Source organism: Desulfatiglans sp. (assembly GCA_012513605.1).
GTDB lineage: Bacteria > Desulfobacterota > DSM-4660 > Desulfatiglandales > HGW-15 > JAAZBV01.
Genome location: JAAZBV010000148.1, coordinates 1 through 2,009, shown reverse-complemented (window position 1 = coordinate 2,009; position 2,009 = coordinate 1). Strand labels below are relative to the sequence as shown.

Annotated in this window: 2 protein-coding genes; one reads left to right on the top strand and one right to left on the bottom strand. The window is 33.4% G+C overall.

Translation table 11 applies throughout. The features are described 5' to 3' along the window. Positions 1-560: 560 nt before the first annotated feature. Entirely contained in the window at positions 561-1,655 is a 1,095-nt protein-coding gene (locus GX654_19790) for a glycosyltransferase (GenBank protein ID NLD39108.1), read from the top strand. A gap of 199 nt (positions 1,656-1,854) precedes the next feature. Here the strand turns inward: GX654_19790 and GX654_19785 are convergent. Then, positions 1,855-2,009: flagellin (locus tag GX654_19785; protein ID NLD39107.1), on the bottom strand; the 155-nt coding region annotated here is incomplete at its 5' end.

The window sequence follows — 2,009 nt, the reverse complement described above, 5'->3', positions numbered from 1 at the left end:
CAATGCTCTGGCTTGTGAATTTGTTGCTCCGGCTAATTTGCCGTAAGTATTCATTGCTGAAATATTGTGCATTATTCTCATAATTATTTTCCTCCTTGAAAATTATTGTCTGGTATCCTTACCATAAAGTTTTGTGAAGGCCTTCACATTATTACTTATCGGATGTATAAATAATAATTAAATAGTTTTATAAAATTTTTTTCAATTTTTAACCAATATTTTTGTGATATACTATTTTTGTGCTGAAGCACAAAAATAGAGTATGGAGTATAGAATAGAGATAAGAGGTTGGATGTTGGAGGATAGGAATAAGGAAAAGTGAGTGAGCATCAGATAAGAGATAAAAAATAAGAGATAATAGTTGAGGAAACCTTTGCTAAGGCAAAGCTATCATTCAATATTTTGATTTTCCTGAAGAAAATCTACCTTAACTGTTATCTGTTATCTATTATCTAACCTATACTTGTACTTTCACCCAATCTTTGCAAAGCATCATTGCACGATACACTATAAACGATAAACCGATTGGCTCAGTTATCAGTTAGTAATTGGAGGTTTCGATGAAAAAAAGCATAGCTCTTGTCATGATAGTTAAAAATGAAGAAAAATCTCTGTCAAGATGCCTTGAAAGTGTGAAAAACCATGTGGATGATATGATAATACTGGATACGGGTTCGAAGGATAGGACTATAGATATTGCTCATTCACATGGAGCACGAGTTTATCAATGGGAATGGCAGGATGACTTTTCAAAGGCACGAAATGAATCATTAAAATACTCTAAATGCGATTTTAATCTGGTTTTAGATGCAGATGAATATATATTAAAGTGGGATAATGAAGCTATAAAAGATTTTATGAATATGGATAAGCCTCATATCGGCGATATTAAAATTCTAAGCAGCTTTAAATCATTTGACGGCACCGACGATATTTCATGGAGCCATGTGGCGCGATTTTTGCCTAAGGGTATCTTTTACAAAGGCATTATCCATGAGCAGCCGGATTCCTCTCTGCCGCACAAAATGATCCCTATTGTGGTTAAGCATGATGGATACCACCATCATGAAGCTATAGAAAATGAAAAAAACAGCCGGAACATAGCCCTTCTTACAAAAACATTGGAAGCAGACCCGCAAAATACATATTACAGATATAAACTTGCAACGGAATATAAAAGGATCAATGACTTAGAATCAGCTTTGAAACATATGGATCTGGCTTATGATTCCGTCAGCCGGCTCTCTTCAGTATATACATCCGTCATCGTGGACTATATCTATTTATTGATAGAATGTAAGGATTACAAATCCGCACTTAAAATCATAGAAAATGAAAAAATGTATATGAACAAAGATTCCGGTTTTCATTTTGTTTCAGGTTTGCTTTATGTAAAGCTGATATTATCCGATGTTAAAAAATATATAGAGTATTTTAACAGGATCGAAGATTCGTTTCTTAAATGCCTGAAAATCGGAGAAGGCTCAGGATACAGAGGTGTCATAGGCACCGGCAGCTTCGCAGCTTTATATAATTTAGGTGTTTTTTATGAGATGACAAAAAAAACAGATAAAGCTAAGGAGTGCTATGAAAAAGCCGCCGCATATGACTATGAGCCGGCGAAAAACAGATTAAAATTAATAACTAAGAACTAATAGTTTAGGAGGATTTTGTGTTTTGCAAACACAAAAATCCATATTATAAATTAATATGTAATAATGAAAAACGGATAATTCAGAAGGGAATTTGACAAGATTCAAATTCCTTCATTATCTGTTATCCATTATTTATTATCTTTTTATCTTTTTAAATAAAAAAACCCCTTTTGACAGGGGTTTTTAGTTGAAAGCTTTCTTATTGAAGTAATGACAATACTGATTGTGGTACTTGATTTGCTTGAGCAAGCATTGCTGTTGCTGCTTGTGTTATGATGTTGTATTTTGTGTAATTTGTCATTTCTTTTGCCATATCTACGTCTCTTATACGAGATTCGGAAGCTTGCAGGTTTT